This is a genomic window from Rhodopseudomonas pentothenatexigens, from assembly GCF_900218015.1.
GTDB classification, from domain to species: domain Bacteria; phylum Pseudomonadota; class Alphaproteobacteria; order Rhizobiales; family Xanthobacteraceae; genus Rhodopseudomonas; species Rhodopseudomonas pentothenatexigens.
Map to the genome: position 1 here is coordinate 78,188 of NZ_UFQQ01000015.1, position 17,064 is coordinate 95,251.

Below are 17,064 nucleotides of genomic sequence, written 5' to 3' on the forward strand. Positions count from 1 at the left end.
CTCCTGCAGGTCCCGCGGGGATTCCATGGAAACGCTGCTACTTCCGCTCTCGCCGCGCTACATCGTGCTCACCGTCTGCGCCGTGCTCACCGCGCTGTTCGCCGCGATCGCGGCGATCGATTTTCACACGCCGCTGTTCGGCGTGGTGCTGGTGCCGCTCCTGGTGTTCGGCGCGCTGACGCTGCTCGGCATTCATGATCTGTTGCAGACCAGCCACGCGGTGCTGCGCAACTATCCGATCGCCGCGCATTTGCGCTTCCTGCTCGAAGAGATGCGCCCGGAGATGCGGCAGTACTTCTTCGAGAGCGAGAAGGACGGCAAGCCGTTCAGCCGCGACACCCGAGCGCTGGTGTATCAGCGGGCCAAGATGGAGCTCGACAAGCGGCCGTTCGGCACCCAGAAGGACGTCTATGGCGACGGCTACGAATGGCTGCACCATTCGATGGCGCCGCGACCGCACGTCACCGAGCCGTTCCGGATCACGATCGGCGGGCCGGACTGCACCAAGCCGTATTCCGCCTCCGTGTTCAACATCTCTGCGATGAGCTACGGCGCGTTGAGTCCCAACGCGATCCGCGCCCTCAACGCCGGCGCCAGGAAGGGCGGCTTCGCGCACGACACCGGAGAAGGCGGCGTCAGCCCTTATCACCGCGAGGCCGGCGGCGATCTGATCTGGGAGATCGGCTCCGGCTATTTCGGCTGCCGCACCCGCGACGGAAATTTCGATCCCGAGGCGTTCGCCCGCGTCGCCGCCGACGATCAGATCAAGATGGTCGAACTGAAGGTCAGCCAGGGTGCCAAGCCGGGCCATGGCGGCGTGCTGCCGATGGCCAAGATCTCCGAGGAGATCTCACAGATCCGCGGCGTCGGCATGGACGAGGACTGTGTCTCGCCGCCTTACCACAAGGCGTTCTCGACCCCGATCGAGATGATGCGGTTCATCGCCGAGATGCGCCGCCTCGCCGGCGGCAAGCCGACCGGCTTCAAGCTCTGTGTCGGCCATCCCTGGGAGTTTCTGGCGATCTGCAAGGCGATGCTCGCCACCGGGATCTACCCGGATTTCATCGTGGTCGACGGCAAGGAAGGCGGCACCGGCGCCGCCCCGCTGGAGTTCATGGACCACCTCGGCATGCCGATGCGCGACGGCGTCAGCTTCGTGCACAATGCGCTGATCGGGATCGGCGCACGCGATCGCGTCAAGCTCGGCGCCTCCGGCAAGATCGCCACCGGCTTCGACATGGCCCGCGCCATGGCGCTCGGCGCCGACTGGTGCAACTCGGCGCGCGGCTTCATGTTTGCGCTCGGCTGCATCCAGTCGCTGAGCTGCCACACCGACCGCTGCCCGACCGGGGTGACCACCCAGGAGCCGACGCGCTACCGCGCGCTGGTGGTGCCGCACAAGCTGGAGCGGGTTTACAATTATCACCATGCGACGCTGCAGGCGCTGGGCGAGCTGGTCGCGGCCGCCGGTCTCGACCATCCGCGCGACATCCGCCCGTATCACTTCTCGCAGCGGACCTCGTCGTCCGACGTGGTGTCGCTGGCGCAGCTCTTTCCGGCGCTGCGTTCGGGCGAATTGCTGGACGGCACCGACGATGCCCGTTTCAAACAGGCCTGGGCGATGGCCCGGGCCGACAGCTTCGCGCCGGTTTGCTGACCAGGCTCGTTCTCCGTCATCGCGCGGAGCGAAGCCACAGACGCGGCATGCGGCTCTGGATGACTTTGCGTCGCTCGCACCGCTGCTCAAACGCGCGGCGTGTTGTTGAGCGCGGCCAGATCGAAACGGTGGACGTCATCCAGCAGCTCGCAGAACGCGCGGGCGCCGTGATCGAGCAACTGCCGCCCCTTCTCGGCGGTCGCGGCGGTGGCGTCGCCGATCGCGCCGCCCGGGTGCAGGTCCTCGGCCGCCCAGGCGAACGGCGCCGGCCGTTGCGCCGACAACCAGCGATACTGCTGCTCCATCGCGAGGCTGGCCGGACGAAACTCCGCGAGCCTGTCGGTGCGGACCAGGGCCGGCGCGTGCGCCAGCATGATCGAGGTCTCGACCGCGCCGCCGTGAATGCCGTGGTGCAGCTCGTCGGCGGCAAACAGTCCGTCCGGCACGCCGAACCGCGCCCAGCCGGTGGTCACCACCAGCATCCGGTGCCGCGCCCGCAGCTCCTGCGCCACCAGACCCATCGCCGCGCTGTTGCCGCCATGGCTGGTCACCATCACCAGCTTGCGCACGCCGGCGCGGGCGATACTGTCACCGATCTCGGTCCAGACGCGGAGCGCGGTCTCCGCCGACAGCGTCAGCGTGCCGGGAAACGCCAGATGTTCCGTCGACAGTCCGATCGCCTGCAGCGGCAGGAAGCTCGCCGGGAGCTCCGCCGGCAACAATTCGTGCACCCGCGCCAGATAGGCTTCGGCGATATCGACGTCGGTCGACAGCGGCAGATGCGGCCCGTGCTGCTCGGTCGCCGCCAGCGGCAGCACCGCGATCCAGCGCTCGGGTTGCGAATCGGCGATCTCCGGCCAGCGGATCGCGCACCAGTCACGAGGCGGCAGCGCGGTCATCGGCGGGACGTGACCCGGACAGGGAGTGGTTCAAATGTCGGCATTGTTTCGCTATCAATCCTGAAACGCTCGAATCCGCGCCACCCATGATGCCGGCATCTTGGGCCAAAATGAACGACGGAGTCCAACCATGAGCCCCGATTTCCTGCCGCGAGCGTTAATCGGGATTCTGTTGGCCGCCACGCTGGCGTTTCCGGCCATCGCCTCGCCGCCGCCGGCCCCCGCCAAGCCGGTCGAGAAGCCCGAACCGCCGCCTCCGCCGCCGCCTAAGAAGCCGGCGCCGCCGAAAGTGCAGCCGGTCCGCAAAGTGCCCGAGGGCGGCTTCGACAAGATCTCGTTCGGCACCAACTGGGTCGCCGAGGCCGAGCACGGCGGCTTCTTCCAGGCGGTCGCCGACGGCACCTACAAGGCCTACGGCCTCGATGTGACGATCGTGCCGGGCGGCCCCAACGTCAACAACCGCACGCTGCTGATCGCCGGCAAGCTCGATTTCTTCATGACGGCGAATACGCTGCAATCGTTCGACGCCGTGGCCAACAACGTGCCGGTGGTGGCGATCGCCGCGATCTTCCAGAAAGATCCGCAGGTGTTTGTGTCGCACCCGGAGTCGCGGGTCGAGACCATCGCCGACCTGAAGCCGCTGACGCTGTTCGTCTCCAAGGAAGGCATCGCCAGCTACTTCCAATGGCTCAAGTCCGAATACGGCTTCAGCGAAGCCAGGGTGAAGCCCTACACCTTCAACCCGCAGCCGTTCATCATCGACCGCCGCAGCGCGATGCAGGGCTACGTCACCTCCGAACCGTTCACCGTCGAGCAGGCCGCCAAGTTCAAGCCCAACGTGCTGCTGCTCGCCGACTACGGGCTGAACGGCTACTCGACGCTGATCGAAACGCGCCGCGACCTGATCGACAAGAATCCCGACATGATCCAGCGCTTCGTCGACGCCTCGATCGTCGGCTGGTATCACTATCTGTATGGCGACAATGCCGCCGGCAATGCGATGATCAAGCAGCTCAATCCGGAAATGACCGACGAGATGCTGGCGTACTCGATCGAGAAGATGAAGGAATACGGCATCGTCGATTCCGGCGACGCCATCAGGAGCGGCATCGGCGCGATGAACGACGTGCGCTACGCCTCGTTCTTCGACAAGATGGCGCGGGCCGGGGTGGTGCCGCGCAATCTGGACTTCCGCAAAGCCTACACGCTGCAGTTCATCAACAAAGGCGTCGGCGTCGATCTGCGCCCGAAGCAGAAGTAGCCGATGGCGCCGCCGACCGCATCATCGGTCTCCGGCCGCGGCACGGCGGCGATCGGGTTGCGCGCGGTCACCAAGACTTATCGTAGCGGCACCACCGCGCTCGGGCCGATCGATCTGGAGATCGGCCGCGGCGAATTCGTCTCGCTGCTCGGGCCGTCGGGCTGCGGCAAGTCGACGGCGTTGCGGATAATCGCAGGCCTCGCCGCTCCGTCTTCAGGCCGGGTCGAGGTCGCCGCTGCAGACGGCCGTGCGACCGGTGAGCACCCGATCGGTTTCGTGTTTCAGGAGCCGACGCTGATGCCGTGGGCCAGCGTCCGCCGCAACATCGCCCTGCCGCTGAAGCTGGCGCATGTCGCGAGCGCCGAGGCCGACCGACGGGTCGACGAGGCACTGGCGCGGGTCGACCTCGCCGAATTCGCCGACGCGTTTCCGCGCGAACTGTCCGGCGGCATGAAGATGCGGGCATCGCTGGCGCGGGCGCTGGTGACGCGGCCGGAGGTGCTGCTGATGGACGAGCCGTTCGCCGCGCTCGACGAGATCACCCGGTTCCGGCTCAACGACGACCTGCTGGCGCTGTGGCGCGACTTGCAGATGACCGTGGTGTTCGTCACCCATTCGGTGTTCGAGTCGGTCTATCTGTCGCAGCGCGTGGTGGTGATGACCCCCCGCCCGGGCCGGATCGCCGCCGCGTTCGAGATCGATGCGCCGGTGGCGCGCGGCGAAGAATTCCGACTCTCCACGGGCTATGCAGCGCGCTGCCGCGACGTGTCGCGCGCGCTGGCATCGGCGAGCGAAGCCGTGCCGATCGCCGCCGAGGCGCGCGCATGAGCGACCCGCCGGTGCCGCCCGACGAGTCGTTGCCGCTCGGCAGCCGGGGCGGTCTGCGCGTTGCGCTACCGATGGTGGTGCTGGTCCTCACGATTGTGGCGTGGGATCTGGTGGTGCGGCTCAACCAGATCCCGGCTTACGTGCTGCCGGGGCCGCTCTTGGTCGCCTCGACGCTGATACAGGACTGGCCGGTACTGTTCGGCTCGCTGCTGACCACGCTGCTGACCACGCTGGAAGGCTTCGTCGCCGCCGCGGTCGGCGGCATCGTGCTGGCGCTCTTGTTCAACCAGTCGCGGCTGCTGGAATACTCGCTGTTTCCCTACGCGGTGGTGCTGCAGGTGACGCCGGTGATCGCGATCGCGCCGCTGCTGCTGATCTATCTGCCGCAGGAAACCGCGGTGATCGTCTGCGCCTGGATCGTGGCGTTCTTCCCGGTGCTGGCCAACACCACGCTGGGACTGAACTCGGTCGACCGCAATCTGGCCGGGCTGTTCCGGCTGTACGGCGCCTCGCGCTGGCAGACGCTGCTGCGGCTGAAGCTGCCGGCGGCGCTGCCCTATATTCTCGGCGGCCTGCGGATCGCGGGCGGGCTGTCGCTGATCGGCGCCGTGGTGGCCGAGATCGCCGCGGGCTCGGCGGGTGCCGGCTCCGGACTCGCCTACCGGATTGCCGAATCCGGATACCGGCTCAACATTCCGCGCATGTTCGCGGCATTGCTGTTGCTGTCGTCGGCAGGCATTGTGATCTATCTGCTGCTGGCGCTGCTGTCGCATCTGCTGCTGCGGCGCTGGCACGAAAGCGCGCTGGGAAAGGATAATTGATGCCGGGGGAAACGGGCGCGTCGGAGCCGATCGATCTATTGATCTACGGTCCGCGCAAAGAGGTAATCGAGCAGGGATTCCCCGACGGCTATGTGCTGCACAAATGCGAGCGCGCGGACGAACTCGACGGCGTGAGCGAGGAGGTCCGCGGCCGCATCCGCGGGATCGCGGTCACTGGACTGGTGCCGACCGGCGCCGCGATGCTGGCGGGTTTTCCGAAGCTGGAGATCGTGGCGAGTTTCGGGGTCGGCTACGACCACGTCGATTCCGCCTGGGCGGCGCAGCACGGCGTCGTCGTCACCAACACCCCCGACGTGCTCACCGAGGAGGTTGCCGATACCGCGCTCGGGCTGCTGATCGCGACCTTGCGCGAATTCATCCGCGCCGACAAATATGTCCGCGCCGGCCTGTGGCAGACCCAGGACTATCCGCTCAGCACCGGCTCGCTGCGCGACCGCAAGGTCGGCATGGTCGGGATGGGACGGATCGGCCAGGCGATCGCCCGCCGGCTCGACGCCTCGCTGGTGCCGGTGGTGTATCACTCGCGCAATCCGGCGCTCGGCGTCGCCTATCAGCACTATCCGAACCTGATCGAGATGGCCAAGGAGGTCGACACGCTGGTGGTGATCACCCCGGGCGGCCCGGCCACCGCCAAGCTGATCAATGCCGAGGTGCTCGACGCGCTGGGGCCGCGCGGCGTGGTGATCAACGTCGCGCGGGGCTCGGTGATCGACGAAGACGCGCTGATCGCCGCGCTGAAATCCGGCAGGATCCTGGCGGCCGGGCTCGACGTGTTCGCGGCCGAGCCGAACGTGCCCGAGGAGCTGCGCTCAATGGACAACGTGGTGCTGCTGCCGCATGTCGGTTCGGCTTCGATCGTAACCCGCAACGCCATGAACCAGCTCGTGGTCGACAATCTGAAAGCCTGGTTCTCGGGCCGTCCGCCGCTGACGCCGGTGGCCGAAACGCCGGTGAAAGGCCGCTGACGATGTGGCGCGCGTTCGGCACGGCGATCTTCACGGCGCTGCTCGCGTCCGCCGCCGCGGCGCAGGACGCGGCGACGATGAAGAAGGACATGGTCGGCCAGTGGGAGCTGGCGACCACCGAGCGCAGCAAGACCTGCGTCGTCACGCTGTCGTCAGAGCCCGCCGCCAAAGGGCATAAGCTGGCGCTGGAGCCGGATTGCGCCAAGACCCTGCCGTTCACCAAGGACATCGCCGCCTGGGACGTCAGGGGCCTGGACATCGTCCGGCTGGAGACCGCCGACGGCGAACCGGTGATCGATTTCACCGAAGTCGAGAGCGGGATTTTCGAAGGCCACCGCGACGGCGAGGGCATTTACATCCTGCAGAACCTGGTCGCCGCCCGCTCGCTCGCCAAATCGATGGACCAGATGATCGGCGACTGGGCGATGGTGCGCGGCAACGGACGTCAGGTCTGCGGCCTGACGCTGACCAACACCGAGGCGACTGCCGACAACTTCCAGGCCTTCCTCAAACCGCGCTGCGACCCGCAGATCGCCGGCTTCGGCCCGACGATGTGGCGGCTGGATCACGGCGCGATGCTGCTGGTCGCGCCGAGCGGCGAGACCTGGCGGTTCGAAGCCGACGACAACGCGCAATGGCGCAAGATGCCCGACAGCGCCGATCCGCTGATCATGCTGCGGCAGTAATCGTCCCTCGTAGTACTACGTGGACCGCGGCGCAGCGGTACTCCGCCGCGGCTGCGCTTGACGTGAGTCAAGGAACACGCACCGCTTCCGCAAGCATCCTTCCCCACTCGCAAGACGACGAGGGAGGATCAGGACATGACACGGCATGCACGGGCGGCGCTCGCCGTCGTGACGGCGCTGCTGATGACGGTGGCTCCGGCGCGATCCCAGCAGGCACCGGTGACCGAGGAGGAGGCCCATGCCATCGGCGTGCAGGCCTATCTGTACTTCTATCCGCTGCTGACGATGGATATCACCCGTAAGCAGTCGACCAACATCGAGCCCGGCAAGGAATTCGGCAAAGGCCCGATGAACAGCTTCGTCAACGTGCCGGCCTATCCGCCGGCCGATTTCAAGACGGTGGTCCGGCCGAATTTCGACACGCTGTATTCGATCGCCTGGCTGGATCTGTCGCGCGAGCCGATGGTGGTGACGGCGCCCGACACGAACGGCCGCTACTATCTGCTGCCGATGCTGGACATGTGGACCGACGTGTTCGCCTCGCCCGGCTGGCGCACGACCGGAACGGCCGCGCAGAATTTCCTCGTCACCCCACCCGGCTGGACCGGCACGGTGCCGGCCGGGATGCAGCGGATCGAGGCGCCGACGCCGATCGTCTGGATCATCGGCCGCACCAAGACCGACGGGCCGGCGGACTACGCAGCGGTGCACCAGATCCAGGCCGGCTACACTGCGACCCCGCTGTCGCAGTGGGGCAAGCCGCCGGTGCCGCCGCCTGCCTTCGTGCCCGATCCCGCGGTCGACATGAAGACCCCGCCGAAGCAGCAGGTCGACGCCATGCCGGCCGGCCCGTTTTTCGCCTACGCGGCCGAGCTCCTGAAACAGAACCCGCCGCATATCACCGACCAGCCGATCATCGCGCGGCTGCGCCGGATCGGGCTGGAGCCGGGCAAGAGCTTCGATCTCGGCAAGGCCGATCCCCATGTGCGCAAGGCGTTCGCCGCGGCGCCGGCCGAAGCCTTGAAGCTGATGAGCTGGAAAATGCCGACCATGGCCCGCGTGACCAATGGCTGGAGCATGAACATCGACACCATGGGGGTGTACGGCAATTACTACCTGAAGCGCGCCATCGTCGCCCAGTTCGGGCTCGGCGCCAACGTGCCGGAGGATGCGATCTATCCGGTCAACTTCGTCGACGACGCCGGCAAGCCGCTCGACGGCACCAGCAACTACGTGCTGCATTTCGGCAAAGGCGCGACGCCGCCGGTCGATGCGTTCTGGTCGCTGACGCTGTACGATCCCGACGGCTTCCCCGTGCCCAACCCGCTGCAGCGCCAGGCGCTGAGTAGCTGGATGCCGCTGAAGCACAATGCCGACGGCTCGCTCGACCTCTTGATCCAGAACGCCAGCCCCGGCACCGACTACGAATCCAACTGGCTGCCGGCCCCGAAGGGACCGTTCACCCTGACGATGCGGATGTACGCGCCCAAGCAGGAAGCCCTGACCGGCCGCTGGGCGCCGCCGGCGGTGACGCGGGTGCAGCCGCCGATCCCGCTCGGCCAGTAGCGAGGCCGGATGACGGCGCGTGATCCGGCGCGCCGTCGTCCGACCAAGCCGCCTCTCAGATCCCGGCCATCATCACGTATTTGATCTCGACATATTCTTCGATGCCGTGATGCGAGCCTTCGCGGCCGAGGCCGCTCTCCTTGACGCCGCCGAACGGGGCGACTTCGGTGGTGATCAGTCCGGTGTTGACGCCGACCATGCCGCTCTCCAGCGCCTCGGCGACCCGCCAGACGCGCCCCAAATCGCGGGCGTAGAAGTAGCTGGCGAGGCCGAACGGCGAGGCGTTGGCGAGCTTGACGACTTCGGCCTCGTCCTTGAAGCGGAACACCGGCGCCAGCGGCCCGAAGGTTTCTTCATGGGCCACCAGCGCGTCGGGCCGGACATCCGCCAGCACGGTCGGCTCGAAGAAGGTGCCGCCGAGCGCGTGGCGTTTGCCGCCGGTGATCACCTTGGCGCCGTTCGCCAGCGCGTCTGCAATGTGCCGCTCGGTCTTCTCGACCGCGGCATCGTTGATCAGCGGCCCTTGGGTCACGCCCTGCTCGGTGCCGTTGCCGACCTTCATCGCCTTGACCTTGGCGGCGAGCTTCTCGACGAAGGCATCGTAGACGCCGTCCTGCACGTAGAGCCGATTGGCGCAGACGCAGGTCTGGCCCATGTTGCGATATTTCGACACCATCGCGCCTTCGACCGCGGCGTCGATATCGGCATCGTCGAACACGATGAACGGAGCGTTACCGCCGAGTTCGAGGCCGAGCTTCTTCACCCCGACGGCGGACTGCTTGTAGAGAATTTTGCCGACTTCGGTGGACCCGGTGAAGCCGACGAACCGCACCGCCGGATGCTCGCAGAACACTTTGCCGATCGGCGGCGCATCGCCGGTGACGATGTTGAACACGCCCTTCGGAAGGCCGGCCTTCTCGGCCAGCGCCGCCAGCGCCAGCGCCGAGAACGGCGTCTCTTCGGCCGGTTTCAGCACCACGGTGCAGCCGGCCGCCAGCGCCGGCGAGACCTTGCGGGTGATCATCGAGTTCGGAAAATTCCACGGCGTGATCGCGGCGCAGACCCCGATCGGCTGCTTGATCGCGATCAGCCGCGCGTCGGGGCGCTGGGTCGGAATGGTCTCGCCATACACCCGACGCGCCTCCTCGGCGAAGAACTCGATATAGGCGGCGCCGATATCGACTTCACCGAGCGCTTCCGTGAGCGGCTTGCCCTGTTCGCTGGTGAGGATCAGCGCCAGATCCTCGCGATTGGCGACGATCAGCTCGAACCATTTGCGTAAAATGTTGGAACGCTGCTTGGCGGTGAGCTTGGCCCAGGCCGGAAACGCATGCTCGGCGGCTTCGATCGCCGCCGTCGCCTCGGTGGCTCCGAGGCTCGGAATCCGGCCGATTTCGCCGCCCGTCGCCGGATTGGTCACCGCAATCGACCCGCTGCCGGTCCAGGCGCCGTCGATGTAGCACTGCTCGCGCAGCAGCGACGGGTCCTTCAAACGATCGCGCAGCGATGCGGCTTGAGCGGCGGTGCGGGCGGTGGCGGTGGGGGACATCGAATGCTCCGGCGTTGCAGGTGGATCGCAGGCGGGACCCAGAACGGTCCCTGTCGCCGGTCAATATAGGCGCAGATCTCGCGCAACACAGCGCAACGCCGGCATCGCCCTTCGCATCATGGCGCAGCCTCGCGGCGGACAATGACCGCGCCGCAACATTGTCAGGCCGCGCCGGCGATCCAGGTGCTGCGCAGATTGATCATCCGTTCGGCGGCGGTCCGGGCATGCGCCCGGGAAGTGGTGGCGCAGACGCGGTATTCGAGCTCCGGAAACGGCTGTGCGGCGCGGCGGCCGAACCACGATCCCACACGCGATCTCACGGGAAGCTGCGCCAGCGCCACGGCGAGGTTGTCGACGGCCTCGAACCCATAGAGCGCGCCGGTCTGCGCGTAGCGCACCTCGTAGATCCCAGGACTGATCGGCGCCTCGATGTTGTCGCTGCGGCCGGGCTGCGGATAGCGCTTCCAGTCACTCCAGGTCGGGATCATCTCGGTGCTCCGGGCGAAGGCTTCGCAACTTCGAGTTGGACGATGGTGATTGCCGAGAGGTTCAACACTGCGGCGACTTTGTGAACGCGACGCGCCCCGGTTCGTTCCGAGCGACCCTCCCGGCATCCGCTCGCAATTGCGAGACTTTGTCGACGGCCGGCCATACCGCTTGCCGCGCGGGGCCGCCGGGTGAACAATCCGGCCGCTTTCAAAAACTGCCAACCAGACAAGGGAGGACGACGATGCAGAGCAGCAGCCAGATCGATCAGAGCTTGCGGCAGATGAGCGAGCACGGGGACATCCCGGGCGTCGTGGCGATCGCCGGCAATTCGCACGAGGTGTTGTACCAGGGTGCGTTCGGCAAGCGCGACCTGTCGAAACCGCCGGCGATGACCGCCGACAGCGTGTTCTGGATCGCGTCGATGACCAAGGCGATCACCGCCGCGGCCGCGATGCAACTGGTCGAGCAGGGCAAGCTGTCGCTCGACGAGCCGATCGGTAAAGTGCTGCCCGACCTCGCCGAGCCCCTGGTGCTCGACGGCTTCGACGCCGACGGCACGCCGAAGACGCGGCCCGCCAAAACGCCGATCACGCTGCGGCGCCTGCTCACCCACACCGCCGGATTCTGCTACGACATGTGGAATGCCGACATGGTGAAGTACATGGAGCGGCACGGCATTCCCGGCATCATCGGCTGCCAGGAAGCGGCGCTGAAGACCCCGCTCGCTTCCGATCCGGGCACCCGCTGGGAATACGGCATCAACATCGATTTCGCCGGCAAGGCGGTGGAGGCGGCGAGCGGCGTCAAGCTCGACGCTTACTTGCGCGATCATCTGTTTGCGCCGCTCGGCATGACCGACACCGGCTTCAAGATCAGCGGCGCCCAGCGCCAGCGGCTGGTTGCGGTGCACGCCCGCGGCGAGGACGGCTCGCTGTCGCCGATCCCGTTCGAGGTGGCGCAGGAGCCGGAATTCCACATGGGCGGCGGCGGCCTTTACGGCACGGCGGCGGACTATCTCAAGTTCACCCAGATGATCCTCGACAAGGGCCGCGCCGGCGGCAATCAGGTGTTGAAGCCGGAGACGGTGGCGCTGATGGGTCAGAACCATATCGGCGATCTCAACGTCACCAAGCTGAACGCGGCGATCCCGTTCGCCACCAACGACGTCGATCTCTATCCGGGGATGGACAAGAAGTGGGGCCTCAGCTTCCTGATCAACACCGAGGCCACGCCCGAAGGCCGCAGCGCCGGCAGCCTGGCCTGGGCCGGCCTCGCCAACACCTATTACTGGATCGATCCGGCACGCGACGTCTGCGGCGTGATCCTGATGCAGGTGTTGCCGTTCGCCGATGCCAAGTGCCTGGAGGCGTTCGCCGCCTTCGAGCGCGGCATCTATGCCGGCCTCGGTGCCGGCCAACAGGCGGCCTGATATCTCTGGCGCCGCCGGCGGAGTCGCAAAGCCCCGCCGGCGGCGCTATGCTTCGTGAAAAGAGGCGATATGCCCACACGACGACGACCCGGCGCTCGACATCGTCCGGGCGATACAGGCGAGGACCAAGGACGTGACCCCATCGACCCCCAGCTATGTCTGCGGCGTCTCCGACGCGCCGCTTCTCGGCATCACCATCGGTCAGGCGCTCGATCGCGCCGCCGCGCTGTGGCCGGATCGCGAGGCCCTGGTCTCACCCAGCCACGACACCCGCTGGACCTGGCGCGAATTCGCCGCACGGGTGGATGCGCTGGCGGCAGGCTTCCTTGCGCTCGGGCTGGAACGGGGCGCCCGCATCGGCATCTGGTCGATGAACCGGCCGGAATGGACGCTGACGCAGTTCGCCGCCGCCAAAGCAGGACTGATCCTGGTCACCATCAATCCGGCTTATCGGTTGAGCGAGCTGGAATTCGCGCTCGCCAAGGTCGGCTGCGCGGCGCTGGTCACCGCCACCGCGTTCAAGACCTCGCACTACATGGAGATGCTGAACACGCTGATCCCGGAACTGGCGACCTCACCGCCCGGCGCGCTGCAATCCGCGAGGCTGCCGAAGCTGCGCACCGTGATCCAGATCGGCGGACCGAAGGCGCCGGGGACGATCGCATTCGACGAAGTCGCGGCCATGGGCGGCGCTCGGCACCGCGATCAGATCGCCGCGTTCACGAGCGAGCTGCAGTTCGACGACGCGGTCAACATTCAGTTCACCAGCGGCACCACCGGTTCGCCCAAGGGCGTGACGCTGACGCATCACAACATCCTCAACAACGGTTACTTCGTCGGCCGCGCGATGAAGCTGACCGAGCAGGACCGCATCTGCATTCCGGTGCCGCTGTATCATTGCTTCGGCATGGTGATGGGCAATCTCGCCTCGGTCACCTGCGGTGCCGCCATGGTGTATCCCGGCGAAGGCTTCGACCCGCTGGTGACGCTGCAGACCGCGTCGCGTGAGAAGTGCACCGCGCTGTACGGCGTGCCGACGATGTTCATCGCCGAACTCGATCATCCGGACTTCACCGGCTTCGACCTGTCGTCGCTGCGCACCGGCATCATGGCCGGCGCGCCGTGCCCGGTCGAGGTGATGCGCCGGGTCAACGATGCGATGAACATGCGCGAAGTGACGATCGCCTATGGCATGACCGAGACCAGCCCGGTCAGCTTCCAGAGCGCGGTCGACGATCCGGAGGACCGGCGGGTGTCGACCGTCGGCCGCATCCATCCGCATGTCGAGGTGAAAGTGGTCGATCTCGACGGCAAGATCGTGCCGCGCGGCCAGCGCGGCGAACTCTGCACCCGCGGCTACAGCGTGATGCTGGGCTATTGGGACGAGCCGGAAAAGACCGCCGACGTGCTCGATGCCGCCGGCTGGATGCACACCGGCGATCTTGCGGTGATCGATGACGAAGGCTTTTGCAACATCGTGGGCCGGATCAAGGACATGGTGATCCGCGGCGGCGAGAACCTGTATCCGCGCGAGATCGAGGAATTCCTGTATCGCCACCCGAAGATCCAGGACGTCCAGATCTTCGGCGTCGCCGACGACCGCTACGGCGAAGAACTCTGCGCCTGGGTCCGCCCGCGTCCCGGCGAAACCCTGACCGCCGACGACGTCCGCGCGTTCTGCCAGGGCCAGATCGCCCACAACAAGATCCCGCGCTACATCGAGTTCGTCGACGAATTCCCGATGACGGTGACCGGCAAGATCCAGAAGTTCATCATGCGCGAGAAGGTCGAGGCCAAGCTCGGCCTGAAGGCGGCGAAGACGGCGTGAGCTGGCATGATTGAAAACGCACGGCGCCGCCGCGCATGCTGACTGCTCCCTCGCCCCGCTCTTGCGGGGAGAGGGGTGGGGTGAGGGGTGCCACGAGCACAGAGTCTCGGCTGCGTTGAAACGCCCCCTCACCCGGATCGTCGCTTCGCGTCGATCCGACCTCTCCCCGCGCGCGGGGAGAGGTTAGCGAGGCGACGCCTCGCTACTTACTTACACCGCCAGCCCGTGCTGCTGCGCCAGCTCCTTCAGCGACACCTGCGGCCGGGCACCGATATGCTGGATCACTTCGGCTGCTGCCAGCGCGCCGAGGCGGCCTGCGTTTTCATAACCGAGATTGCGGACCAGGCCGAACAGGAAGCCCGCGGCGAACAGGTCGCCGGCGCCGGTGGTGTCGACCAGCTTTTCGATCGACGCCGCCGGCACCAGGGTGACGCCGTCCTTGTCGACCACCGCGCAGCCCTTTTCGCTGCGGGTGACGACGCCGAGCGCGACGTCCTGGGCGAGCTGGGTCAGCGCCGCATCGAAATCCGAGGTCTGATACAGCGAATGCAGCTCGGCCTCGTTGGCGAAGATCAGGTCGACGGTCTTGGAGCGCATCAGCTCGAGGAATTCACCGCGATAGCGGTCGACGCAGAACGCATCCGACAGCGTCAGCGCCACCTTGCGGCCGGCACCGTGGGCGATCTTCGAAGCCTTCAGGAACGCTTCCTTGGCCTGCGGCGGATCCCACAGATAGCCTTCCAGATAGGTGATGGCCGAGGCGGCGATCTTGGCCTCGTCGATATCGGCCGGCGACAGATCCTGCGCGGCGCCGAGGTAAGTGTTCATGGTGCGCTGGCCGTCCGGCGTCACCAGGATGTAGGAGCAGCCGGTCGCGGGGCCGTCGGTCGCCGGCTTGGTGTCGAAGCTGACGCCCGCGGCGCGGATGTCGTGGCTGTACAGCTTGCCGATCTGGTCGTCCTTGACCTTGCCGAGATAGGCAGTGCGGGCTCCGAACGAGGCCAGCCCGACGATGGTGTTGGCGGCCGAGCCGCCGGACATTTCGGTGGCCTGGCCCATGTCGGCGTAGATCGCCGCGGCGCGGGCTTCGTCGATCAGCGCCATGCCGCCCTTGGCCATGCCGTGCTTGACCAGGAAGTCCTCTTCGGTGCGGACCAGCACGTCGAAGATCGCGTTGCCGATGGCGAGGACGTCGTATTGGGCTGAGCTCATCGAGTTCGATCCATAGCGGGGAGAAATGAGAAAAATCCCGCGATTGTGCGGGTCGGGCCGGTGCATCGCCGGCCGCGCGAAAGGCGCGCCGGCCTATCACGTTCGGCGGCGATGCGGCAAGCGAGGGCGGTTCCCAAGGCCGTCATGCGCCGGCTCGACCCGGCCATGACGGCGGGAGTAAGGACGCTTCCCGGCCAACAGGGCCACCCCTTTTACCAATCGGCCACTAAACCGAGCCGCACCAGGCCGTTGCGCCGGCAATCCGGCTATAAGGCCGGGATGATCCGCCCGCTGCTCACCGTCTCCGCAGGGACTCTGTCGTCACGCTTGTTGGGATTCGTTCGCGACGCGCTGGTCGCGGCGTTGCTCGGCGCCGGCGTGGTGGCGGATGCGTTCCTGCTGGCGTTTCAGCTCGTCAATGTGACGCGGCGGCTGCTCACCGAAGGCGCGCTCAACGCCGCGCTGGTGCCGGCCTGGCTGAAAGTGCGCGAACACAACGGTGCTGCCGCGGCCGCAGCGTTCGCCGGGCGGCTGCTCGGCACCATCACGCTGGCGACACTGGCGCTGGCGATCCTGCTCGGCGTGTTCATGCCGCTGCTGATCGCCATGCTGGCGCCGGGTTTCGTCGGTCAGCCGGCGCTGCTGATGGCAACGCGCGACGCCCGGCTGATGCTGCCGTATCTGGCGTTCGCCGGGCCGGTCGCGGTGATGATGGGGTTGTTCAACGCGCAGGGCAAAGTCGGCCTCACCGCGTTCTCGCCGCTGCTCTTCAACGTGTCGCTGATCGTGGTCACCGCGGTGCTGCTGCTCGGCCATGACAACCCCACCACCGCAGCCCTGATCCTGTCGGCCACGGTCGGCGTTGCCGGGCTGCTGCAGCTTTCGATCCTGGCGATCAACGGCCGCGGCGAACGGCTGGCGACACCGCTGCGGGCGGGGTTCGACGCCGCGATGCGGGCATTCCTTGCCAAGGCGATCCCCGGCATGGTCGCCAATTCCGGCCCGCAACTATTGATCGTCGCCGGCGCGATCATCGCCTCCGCGCAGCCGGCGGCGGTGTCGTGGCTGTATTTCGCCAACCGCCTGATCGAACTGCCGCTCGGCATCGTCGGCGTCGCGATGGGCGCGGTGCTGGTGCCGGAACTGTCGCGCGCGGTGCGCGGCGGCGACGCCGCGGCGCTGTCGGACGCCGCCTCGCGCGGACTGGAACTGGCGGTCGGGGTGGCGCTGCCTGCGACTTTCGGACTGATCGTGCTCGCAGAACCGATCGTGCGGCTGTTGTTCGAGCATGGCGCGTTCAGCGCCGCGGATTCAGCCGCGACCGCCCAGGCGCTGGCGGTGCTGGCGGCCGGCCTGCCGGCGCAGGTGCTGGCAAAGAACTGGTCGGCCGCGTTCTTCGCCCGCGAGGACACCCGTACCCCACTGATGGCGACTCTGATCTCGATCGCGGTCGCGCTTGCCACCGCGGTGCTGCTCGGCCGACTGTTCGGCGCCGCCGGCGTGGCGGCTGCGATCAGCCTCGGCGCCTGGAGCAACGCAGCTCTGCTGCTGGGGCGCGGCACGCAGCGGTTCGGTATCAGCATCGATGCGCCGGCGCGGCGCCGACTGGTGCTGATCGTGCTCGCCGCCGGAACGATGGGCGCCCTGCTGTGGCTGACGGCCGGTCTGGTGCTGACGACGGCAGCAGGCGCCACTTTGGTCCAAGCCGCGGCGCTGGCTGTGCTGATCGCCGGCGGCCTGATCGTCTATGGCGCAATTTTGATGCTGGCGGGCGTCATTCGCCCTGCCGGGGCGCTCCGCGCACTGCGGCGGCCACGCGGCTTGCGCGACTAGCGGAGCTGTGCCACTTCACG

At 67.2% G+C, this 17,064-nt stretch carries 14 protein-coding genes; 10 read left to right on the forward strand and 4 right to left on the reverse strand.

All coding sequences use genetic code 11. The features are described from left to right. The first annotated feature begins 25 nt into the window (after window positions 1–25). Entirely contained in the window at window positions 26–1,657 is a 1,632-nt protein-coding gene (locus DWA33_RS15480) for an FMN-binding glutamate synthase family protein (protein ID WP_114358968.1), read from the forward strand. An 86-nt stretch (window positions 1,658–1,743) separates the two neighbouring features. On the opposite strand, the gene DWA33_RS15485 is transcribed toward DWA33_RS15480, so the two are convergent. Then, on the reverse strand, window positions 1,744–2,556 hold the full coding sequence (locus DWA33_RS15485) for a creatininase family protein (RefSeq protein ID WP_114358969.1): 813 nt from the start codon (window positions 2,554–2,556) through the stop codon (window positions 1,744–1,746). Window positions 2,557–2,686: 130 nt separating this feature from the next. Between DWA33_RS15485 and DWA33_RS15490 the strand changes: the two genes are divergently transcribed. The 6 genes from DWA33_RS15490 to DWA33_RS15515 all read left to right on the forward strand — a co-directional run bounded on the left by DWA33_RS15490 (window position 2,687) and on the right by DWA33_RS15515 (window position 8,704). Further along, window positions 2,687–3,817: an ABC transporter substrate-binding protein gene (locus tag DWA33_RS15490; RefSeq protein ID WP_114358970.1), complete on the forward strand. Its 1,131-nt coding sequence runs from the start codon at window positions 2,687–2,689 to the stop codon at window positions 3,815–3,817. Window positions 3,818–3,820: 3 nt separating this feature from the next. Next, window positions 3,821–4,645, forward strand: coding sequence for an ABC transporter ATP-binding protein (locus DWA33_RS15495; protein ID WP_114358971.1), 825 nt, complete (start codon window positions 3,821–3,823; stop codon window positions 4,643–4,645). Beyond that, the gene (locus tag DWA33_RS15500) at window positions 4,642–5,466 is read left to right on the forward strand and encodes an ABC transporter permease (RefSeq protein WP_114358972.1); all 825 of its coding nucleotides are present in this window, start codon (window positions 4,642–4,644) and stop codon (window positions 5,464–5,466) included. Before DWA33_RS15495 ends, DWA33_RS15500 begins: the two co-directional genes overlap by 4 nt. After that, complete coding sequence (locus DWA33_RS15505) at window positions 5,466–6,452, forward strand: 2-hydroxyacid dehydrogenase (protein ID WP_114358973.1); 987 nt, start codon at window positions 5,466–5,468, stop codon at window positions 6,450–6,452. Before DWA33_RS15500 ends, DWA33_RS15505 begins: the two co-directional genes overlap by 1 nt. 2 nt (window positions 6,453–6,454) lie before the next feature. Then, window positions 6,455–7,138 carry a protease inhibitor Inh/omp19 family protein gene (locus DWA33_RS15510; RefSeq protein WP_114358974.1) on the forward strand — a complete coding sequence of 228 codons (684 nt, stop codon included), beginning with the start codon at window positions 6,455–6,457 and terminating at the stop codon, window positions 7,136–7,138. Window positions 7,139–7,273: 135 nt separating this feature from the next. Beyond that, window positions 7,274–8,704 (forward strand): DUF1254 domain-containing protein, encoded by a 1,431-nt coding sequence (locus DWA33_RS15515; RefSeq protein WP_114358975.1) that lies wholly within the window; start codon window positions 7,274–7,276, stop codon window positions 8,702–8,704. A gap of 55 nt (window positions 8,705–8,759) precedes the next feature. On the opposite strand, the gene DWA33_RS15520 is transcribed toward DWA33_RS15515, so the two are convergent. Together DWA33_RS15520 and DWA33_RS15525 are read right to left on the reverse strand one after the other, a co-directional pair. After that, the gene (locus DWA33_RS15520) at window positions 8,760–10,253 is read right to left on the reverse strand and encodes an NAD-dependent succinate-semialdehyde dehydrogenase (protein ID WP_114358976.1); all 1,494 of its coding nucleotides are present in this window, start codon (window positions 10,251–10,253) and stop codon (window positions 8,760–8,762) included. A gap of 161 nt (window positions 10,254–10,414) precedes the next feature. Continuing rightward, complete coding sequence (locus DWA33_RS15525) at window positions 10,415–10,741, reverse strand: hypothetical protein (RefSeq protein WP_114358977.1); 327 nt, start codon at window positions 10,739–10,741, stop codon at window positions 10,415–10,417. Window positions 10,742–10,983: 242 nt separating this feature from the next. Between DWA33_RS15525 and DWA33_RS15530 the strand changes: the two genes are divergently transcribed. Both DWA33_RS15530 and DWA33_RS15535 read left to right on the forward strand, forming a co-directional pair. Further along, window positions 10,984–12,171, forward strand: a complete 1,188-nt coding sequence (locus tag DWA33_RS15530; RefSeq protein WP_114358978.1) for a serine hydrolase domain-containing protein — start codon at window positions 10,984–10,986, stop codon at window positions 12,169–12,171. Between the two features lie 133 nt (window positions 12,172–12,304). Continuing rightward, complete coding sequence (locus DWA33_RS15535; protein ID WP_114358979.1) at window positions 12,305–13,999, forward strand: AMP-binding protein; 1,695 nt, start codon at window positions 12,305–12,307, stop codon at window positions 13,997–13,999. Window positions 14,000–14,209: 210 nt separating this feature from the next. On the opposite strand, the gene DWA33_RS15540 is transcribed toward DWA33_RS15535, so the two are convergent. Continuing rightward, window positions 14,210–15,211, reverse strand: a complete 1,002-nt coding sequence (locus tag DWA33_RS15540; protein WP_114358980.1) for an adenosine kinase — start codon at window positions 15,209–15,211, stop codon at window positions 14,210–14,212. Between the two features lie 279 nt (window positions 15,212–15,490). Here DWA33_RS15540 and murJ point away from each other — a divergent pair, with 279 nt between their 5' ends. Next, window positions 15,491–17,044, forward strand: coding sequence for a murein biosynthesis integral membrane protein MurJ (gene murJ, locus DWA33_RS15545; protein WP_114359056.1), 1,554 nt, complete (start codon window positions 15,491–15,493; stop codon window positions 17,042–17,044). Window positions 17,045–17,064 lie beyond the last annotated feature (20 nt).